The organism is Pseudoalteromonas sp. XMcav11-Q (genome assembly GCF_040104525.1).
GTDB lineage: Bacteria > Pseudomonadota > Gammaproteobacteria > Enterobacterales > Alteromonadaceae > Pseudoalteromonas.
The window spans coordinates 229,399-236,377 of record NZ_JBECOX010000009.1; the positions used below are offsets into that span (position 1 = coordinate 229,399).

At 37.5% G+C, this 6,979-nt stretch carries 6 protein-coding genes; 5 read left to right on the forward strand and 1 reads right to left on the reverse strand.

Translation table 11 applies throughout. The annotated features are described in order from the left end of the window. Positions 1 to 8 precede the first annotated feature (8 nt). Genes ABMY45_RS15865 through ABMY45_RS15885 form a run of 5 tightly spaced genes read left to right on the forward strand, consistent with a single transcriptional unit; the run spans position 9 to position 6,473 of the window. A complete protein-coding gene (locus tag ABMY45_RS15865; RefSeq protein WP_010604505.1) occupies positions 9 to 1,247 on the forward strand; it encodes an HlyD family efflux transporter periplasmic adaptor subunit in 1,239 nt (412 codons plus the stop codon). Then, complete coding sequence (locus ABMY45_RS15870; protein ID WP_102056618.1) at positions 1,240 to 1,914, forward strand: ABC transporter ATP-binding protein; 675 nt, start codon at positions 1,240 to 1,242, stop codon at positions 1,912 to 1,914. Before ABMY45_RS15865 ends, ABMY45_RS15870 begins: the two co-directional genes overlap by 8 nt. Positions 1,915 to 1,926: 12 nt before the next feature. After that, complete coding sequence (gene darE / locus ABMY45_RS15875; protein ID WP_010604503.1) at positions 1,927 to 3,219, forward strand: darobactin maturation radical SAM/SPASM protein DarE; 1,293 nt, start codon at positions 1,927 to 1,929, stop codon at positions 3,217 to 3,219. Between the two features lie 3 nt (positions 3,220 to 3,222). Continuing rightward, positions 3,223 to 4,959, forward strand: coding sequence for an ABC transporter ATP-binding protein (locus ABMY45_RS15880; protein WP_349289141.1), 1,737 nt, complete (start codon positions 3,223 to 3,225; stop codon positions 4,957 to 4,959). A 2-nt stretch (positions 4,960 to 4,961) separates the two neighbouring features. Continuing rightward, positions 4,962 to 6,473 (forward strand): NAD(P)-binding domain-containing protein, encoded by a 1,512-nt coding sequence (locus ABMY45_RS15885; RefSeq protein ID WP_349289142.1) that lies wholly within the window; start codon positions 4,962 to 4,964, stop codon positions 6,471 to 6,473. A 307-nt stretch (positions 6,474 to 6,780) separates the two neighbouring features. Here ABMY45_RS15885 and ABMY45_RS15890 read toward each other — a convergent pair. Then, on the reverse strand, positions 6,781 to 6,979 hold a 199-nt coding region (locus ABMY45_RS15890), incomplete at its 5' end, for a transposase domain-containing protein (RefSeq protein ID WP_349289143.1).

The window sequence follows — 6,979 nt, forward strand, 5'->3', positions numbered from 1 at the left end:
AGATTTAAATGGACACTATAATAGAAAACCCTAAAGGTAAGCGTAAAAAGATAGTAGCGTTCTTCTTATTAATGACATTCATCTTTTTCTTTCTTTTATTCCACAGCAACAAGTCGATATCAAGTATACCATATGAAAAAGCAAAAATTATTGCCGTAACAAACTCTCATTCAGCAATTACATCTATAGGTACGATACGTCCGATGAAATCTATCAAGCTGTCCTCTGACATTGGCGGCAGAGTAAAAAGCTTTATCAATCGGCAACATACACTTGTAGAAAAGGGAGATGTTATTTTAGAGCTAGAAAACTATGACTACACATTAAAGTTGACAGAAAAAATGGCTCAAATATCAGAACAGATTAGTAATTTGGAAAATATGAGATTAAATTTGAGGCGTGAGCTTACCTCTTCAAAGTTGTCATTAGAAGATGCCCTTTATAACGTAGATGTACTTGAAAGAGAACTGGATCAAAAACTCAGGTTATTAGAAAAGAATCTTTCTCAAAAATCAGATGTAGAAGACATAAAAAGTAACCTGACTCGATGGAAAGAGAAACAAGGTGTTCTGACTAATTACTACCAATCACAACATAATCAGATTACACATCAGCTAAAGCAGATAGGTGAAACGGTGGAAATATTAAATAGTTTGCTACTCAAGCTTCAGGAGAGCGAGCAGCAGCTTCTTATTAGGGCCCCTATCACAGGCAACCTTGTTGGCTTTGATGTCGAGTCAGGACAACAGATATTGCCTAAAGAAGAATTTGCTTCCCTAGATATGGTGGGTGAATACTTAATTGAAGTAGAGTTAAATGAATTTTATCTAGAGCGAATCAATAAAGAAACAAGAGCTACAGCCAAGATAGACAATAAAAATATTAACTTAAAGATATTAAAAATATTCCCATTAATTAAGCAGGGAAAGTTCAAAATGAACCTTGAGATGCCAAATACCGATGAATGGCAAGGTAACATTAAAGTCGGCCAATCTGTCGAAATAGAACTTGCCAATAGCGATAAGAATATCCTACCTACACTTCCAGCCGAAGCAACGTTTCAAAAAGGTGATACCACATTCGTATATCTTCACTCGGATAAACAGAGTAAGGCTATTAGGACTCCTATCCTTATTAAGGAAAGGATTGGGGATCGAGTAGTGATTGATGCTCCTATGGTGTTAGGTAAAAGCGTCGTAATTTTAGATTGGAACAAAAAATATAAGGAGGAATTATACATTGAATAGCGTCATTCAACTTGAGTGCGTGTGTAAGCACTTCTATACAAATAAAATTAAAACTACTGCCTTAAATAAAGTATCTCTACAAGTTGATAAAGGTGAATTTATTGCCATTACAGGAAAGTCAGGTTCAGGAAAATCAACATTACTCAACGCAATTGGATTATTCTCGAATATTGACTCCGGTAGTTTACATTTAAATGGTTTTGATGTTTCAGCGATATCTCAAAAAAAGAAATTAAAGTACAGAAGAGAACATTTAGGGTATGTGTTCCAGTCTTTCAATTTAATCCCTGATCTATCAGTGTTGGATAATATTATGTTGCCACTCAAATTTAGGGGTGTGCCACACAAAGATAGACTAGGACTGGCAGAGCAAGAATTAGAGCGTATGGAATTAATTGCGAGGAAAGACCATTATCCTAGTCAATTATCTGGCGGTCAACAACAGCGGGTTGCGATTGCCCGAACAATGGCGTGCAAACCAAGTATTATTCTTGCGGATGAACCGACGGGAAATCTGGATGAAAAAACTGGCCAGCGGGTCTTAGATATACTGCTGGAAGTAAATGACACAAGCGCTTCTACAATCATAATGGTAACGCACAGCGCTGCTGCAGCAAGTGTTGCAGGTAGGCGAGTAAGTATGGTTGATGGTGAATTAGTTAATTAAGGAAAATAAATTATGCTCGGTGATATTTCTATTAAAGTTATTGATGCTGCAGAAAACAGTAAAGAAACCGTAGACATAGAAGTGAGTGATTATCAGTACTCTCGCTTAGCATCTCAACTTATTGGTGAGATCAAAGACTATGATATTTTAGACGATGAAGAATTAGCTCTTTTCAGAGAAGAAAAAGCAAGCGATTTCAAAGCAAAGCCACTAAAAGCAAGTAAAGTTGTAGTTGTACTCAAGGCTACACGTCTATGCAACTTACGCTGTACATATTGCCATTCGTGGGCAGAAGGACCAAATCAATCTATAAAATTCGAAAACCTCGTTTCAATTGTTAAACGAATATTAGCAATCCCAAATGTATCTCGAGTGGAGTTTGTTTGGCACGGTGGAGAAGTAACACTTCTTAGACCATTGTTCTTCAAAAAGTTGATTTGGTTACAAGAACAATTTAGACGCCCAGATCACTTCATCACCAATACTATGCAATCAAACGCAGTTAATATATCGGATGAGTGGCTCACTTTCTTAAAAGGCATTGGCATGTCCGTGGGAATTAGCTTTGATGGTGTACCAGAAATCAATGATACTCGGAGACTTGACGTCCGAGGAAGACCAACCAGCATTAAGGTTGCTGAAGGAATTCGACGGCTTAAGCATCATGGTATAGCCTACGGTGCTTTAATAGTCGTCGACAAAGATGTATACAACTTAGATCCTGAACGACTTTTAAGCTATTTACACTCAATTGAATTAAATGACATAGAATTTCTGAACATCGTCCCAGATAACCGAGCAAAGCCTGGTGATGATATCGGTAATGCCTACATTAGCTACAAAGAATACATTGAATTTTTAAGCTGCGTTTATCGTGTTTGGTACGGGCACTACAAAGACAAAGTTAGAATCAGAATGTTTGAAAATTTTATCGATGTTTTATCGGATAAAACTAAGCAACTTTCCGCTTGTTATTGGGCAGGAAATTGCTCTCAAGAAATAATCACTGTCGAACCAAACGGTGATGTTTCACCTTGTGATAAGTATGTTGGAGATATTGGCAGTATTTACGGCTCACTTCTAAATTCAGATCTAGCCACCCTGCTCGAAAAGTCAAATCATAATCAAGCATCTGTAAAAGAAGAAATTGACGCGACGGATCGTATGCGAGAGTGTGAATGGTTCTCAATTTGTAATGGTGGTTGTCCGCATGACAGAGTGATAAATGCTCGCCATGTCGAAGACTATAATGATAAATGTTGTGGAACTGGTAAATTACTTAGAGTTATCGAAGAGTCAATATAAAGAATGATATTTATCCCAGAAGGTATTGTTTTTCAAAAACTTAAAACTCTATGTGCGAAACAGCACTTTACGCTATTCATTGTGGCTGTACTTAATGTTTTAGTCGTCATCAGTTCATTTGGCATTGCCTATACTGTTGAGCTACTGTTTCAAGAGTCAGTCACGAGAGAACGTTTAAACTATTTTGTCTCATTTATCTTGCTTTTATTAATTACATTCGTGCTTTCGAATGGCTTGAGGCAAAAACTCGTATTTGATATAAAGGAGATGCTAAGCAATAAACTACTTAGCTTTGCGATGGGGAGAATGCTATATAAGCAACAAGAGTTATTTGATGTTACTTCCCCTTCCAAGCTTTATTCTAATATCGACTATGATGTTAAAGCTATAAACACCTACGTCCACTTTATTTTAAGCATTTTCTTTCAAGCTTCCGGCACTTTATTGTGTGGCCTAATTTATTTATTAGCCACCAGTTTGTATATGACTTTGCTTTCAATAGTCACCGTTCCGCTGGTTATTCTCATCATTTTTAAAGTAAGCCAGCGAGTTTCAGAGGCCAACACCCATAAACGGGAAACCGTTGCTAATCTAAACTCGACAATCATTGAATCATTATCAGGTATACAATCAATAAAAATCCATAGAATGGAAACTTTACTGGGAGAACAAATAGAATCGGGAGCGAGTCAAGTCTACAATGCAACTAAAAGACTTCATTCTTTAGAATCTATTGTATCTGGATTAATCATTTTTGGCAGTTTCTCTAGCGTGATCTTTGTTTTGTGGGTAGGCGGGTTGAATGTCATAGAAGGTTCAATGGCGTCGGGAGAATTAGTCGCGTTCATTATGGTATTATTACTGATGTCGTACTCTTTCGCCTCAATAAGTGACATAAACTCCGTTACAACGAAGGCTCGAAACGCAGTTAGCAGCTTAGATAGTTTACTAAATCAAGAGCCCGCTGAACGACTAGCTTCCGCCACCAAAGATACGTCAACACACAATAAAATTGAATTAACCGACCTGTCGTTTAAATATCAAAAGGCAGATTCTGAATCATTATGTGCTATAACGCATAAATTTAAAGAGCATAAAGTTTACTCTATTATCGGCCGCTCAGGCTCCGGGAAAAGCACTTTAATAAAGCTAATTGCGGGTTTATATCAAAGCTATCTAGGTGAAATTCTCATTCATCAGAATCAAAAAAACTCACAATCGACTCACCAAAAGGTCACGATGGTCGAACAAGATCCTTTCTTTTTCAGTGGACCACTTTGGCAAAATATCACTCTACAACTCAGTTTTGATAATGTCGACGAGTTAAAGCTCAAGCGAGTGTCTCAGCTCTCAAACTTTGATGTCGTCATGCAAAGCAATGGCTTTACCTTTAATAGCGAAGTCACCTTGAATGCCGCAAATTTATCTGGTGGAGAAAAACAGAGACTTGCGATAGCAAGAGCGCTATATTCAGACAGTGATATACTCATTTTAGATGAAGCTACAAACTCTCTCGATCTCGCCACTGAATCCGGTCTTCATAGTCACTTAAAAGAAATAGCAAAAAATAAAACTGTACTAATAATCACACATAACCTAAATAGCATCTACCTTTCAGATCAGGTTATCGTAGTTGATAGCGGGCAGATCGTGGCTACTGATACGCCACAAAATATAATAAAGAATGAACACTTTAGAAAAATAAGCAAAAACCCCGAAACCTTACAAAAGGAGTGTTGAGAATGGAGTTAAATTATAAAGTCATCATCATTGGTGCTGGACCTGCGGGCTTACAATTAAGCTATTATCTTAACAAAGTAAATGTGTCCCATATTGTTTTGGAACGTACAAAAGTTGCAGGAAGCTTCTTTGAAACTTATCCAGTCCATCGTAAATTGATATCGATAAATAAGGTAAACACGGGCTTTGATAATAAAGAGAAGAACCTTAGATGGGACTGGAATTCACTACTAAATGGCGACGATAAGTTTTCTTTTAAAGACTTTGATAAATCTTACTATCCGAGTGCGGACAACCTTGTCAAATACCTTGGTGAATTCGCGACAAAGTACGAGTTACCTATTCATTACGAAACCCACGTTGCAAAGGTTACAAAAGACGACCACCAATTTACAGTCGTCGATGGTAACGGTAAAGAATATGTAAGTGAGATCTTAGTTGATGCCACAGGGATCGGCGAACTCAACATTCCTAATATAAAAGGCATTGAGCACTCTATAGCCTATACAGAAATGAATAACGACGTAGCTCAATTCACAAATAAGAAAGTACTCATATTAGGGAAAGGTAACTCGGCATTTGAAACAGCTGATAGCTTATTAGAAGTCTCATCAAACACCCATTTAATAAGCCCAGATGATTTCAATTTTGCTTGGGTCAGCCACTACCCCGGGCATTTACGCTCAGTGAATCAGGCGTTTCTAGATACTTTTTTCTTGAAACAGCAAAACGCGATCTTAAACGGAAAAATTGCATCAATTGAACAGTTAGATTCTGGGCAGTATTTGGTAGATATGATTTTTTCAGAAGATGGAGAATCAGAAAAAAACACTTATGATTACGTCATAAACTGTACAGGGTTTAAGTGTAACTTCGATCACTACGCACCAAGTACTTTTCCTGAGTTGTGCTTGAAAAACATGTTTCCTAAGCTTAATCATAAATGGGAAAGTAGTAATATTCCGAATCTGTTTTTTTGCGGAGCGAATATGCAATGCAATGACTACAAAGATTCCTCAACTCCTTTTATACACGGAATTAGGCATAACGCGGAGTCATTATCTGAAATAATTATCAAGAAATTGAATCTTGTAGCCCAGCAAAGTAGAAAGCAACTTGATTCTTCTTCAGAATTATACAATGAGATCAGCGAGCGTATAAAATCAGCAACCACAATTTGGTTTTTGTTTGGGAACGCTTATGATTTGTATTCAAAGAAACCAAATGGTGGCTTTGAATTTTTTGAAAGCGTCCCAAAACTTGTTTACGAAAATGAGGAACAGTTTAAGCAATTTTCAGGTTTTAGATTGGAATTTAGCTACCGCATACCAAGTGATAAAGATGAGCAACTCAAGTTTTCTCAACATGGTTTTTTACATCCTGTAGTCAGCAAGTATAAAAATGGAGAGCTAGTCGATGAGGTTCATATGTTAGAAGATATCTATGGTGAATGGGAAGATTTAAGCAAGTTGGACAATGGTATAAAGGAACTAATTGTATCTAATTTCGCGTAAGTATTAACAACGCAAGTAAGCTAGGAGTTCCCGTTAGTTTACTTGCGTTGATAGGATTGCCTAACTAGCTACTTGTTGCAACTGCTTTAGTATCATGACTTTTGCGAGCGCCACTTAGCATAAATAATAGAGACAAAATATAACGTCGACTCATAATGCTTCCTTACTTAGATTTTTGGTTTTTAACTCATTAATTATCTTTGCATCCATCCAGTAGATGTCGACATTGGAATTCTCGTTATCCATCCCTCGATTAAACAATATGTATTTACCATCCCAAGTAACGTAAGCGTACGGCTAACTACACCTAGAGGCTAACATGCCAGGGCAGTAAACTGTCGATATCGCACTGTGGCTGGGCTAATTCGTTTAAGCAATGCATCACATAATCGAATGGGGTGTGGCCGTTTGCTCTGGCTGTTTCGATCACGCTGTAGAGGATTGCGCTACTCTCAGCGCCACTTGTGGTGAAGCTAAACAGCCAGTTCTTTCGCCCTATGACGAAC

Coding starts and splice junctions, on each gene's coding strand:
- darE (WP_010604503.1), top strand. CDS start 1,927: ATGCTCGGTGATATTTCTATTAAAGTTATTGATGCTGCAGAAAACAGT.
- ABMY45_RS15865 (WP_010604505.1), top strand. CDS start 9: ATGGACACTATAATAGAAAACCCTAAAGGTAAGCGTAAAAAGATAGTA.
- ABMY45_RS15885 (WP_349289142.1), top strand. CDS start 4,962: ATGGAGTTAAATTATAAAGTCATCATCATTGGTGCTGGACCTGCGGGC.
- ABMY45_RS15880 (WP_349289141.1), top strand. CDS start 3,223: ATGATATTTATCCCAGAAGGTATTGTTTTTCAAAAACTTAAAACTCTA.